General features: G+C 63.1%; 1 pseudogene. It reads left to right on the plus strand.

Annotation, left to right across the window (positions count from 1 at the left end):
* A pseudogene (locus tag GY769_17185) lies at positions 1 to 712 on the plus strand (ATP-dependent Clp protease ATP-binding subunit).

A 712-nucleotide genomic window follows, 5' to 3' on the forward strand; every position in this document is an offset into this window, starting at 1 on the left:
AAAGCTCTACGGGCGGTTCTACGGTTCTCGACCAGTTCGGTCGCAACCTCACTCAGCAAGCTCGTGACCACAAGCTTGACCCGGTGATCGGCAGAGCCGACGAGATTCAGCGGGTCATGCAGGTCTTGTCCCGTCGGACCAAGAACAATCCGGTGCTTATTGGTGAGCCCGGTGTCGGCAAGACCGCAATCGTCGAGGGACTTGCGCAGCGCATAGTCGCCGGCGAGGTTCCCGACACGCTCACCAACCGCCAGCTGTACACCCTCGACCTTGGCGCTCTCGTTGCCGGTTCGCGTTACCGCGGTGACTTCGAAGAACGGCTCAAGAAGGTCCTCAAGGAGATCCGCACCCGCGGCGACATCATCCTGTTCATCGACGAGATCCACACGCTCGTCGGCGCCGGCGCGGCCGAGGGCGCCATCGACGCTGCCTCCATCCTCAAGCCCATGCTGGCCCGCGGCGAGCTGCAGACCATCGGCGCCACAACGCTCGAGGAGTACCGCAAGTACCTCGAGAAGGACTCGGCGCTCGAGCGCCGTTTCCAGCCGGTGCAGGTGGCCGAGCCGACCGTGGCCGAGACATTCTCATCCTCAAAGGACTGCGGGATCGCTACGAGATCCACCATCAGGTCACGTTCACCGACGGATCGTTGGTTTCGGCCGCCAACCTGGCCGATCGCTATATATCCGATCGGTTCCTGCCGGACAAGGCC

Source organism: bacterium (genome assembly GCA_024224155.1).
Classification (GTDB): domain Bacteria; phylum Acidobacteriota; class Thermoanaerobaculia; order Multivoradales; family JAHEKO01; genus CALZIK01.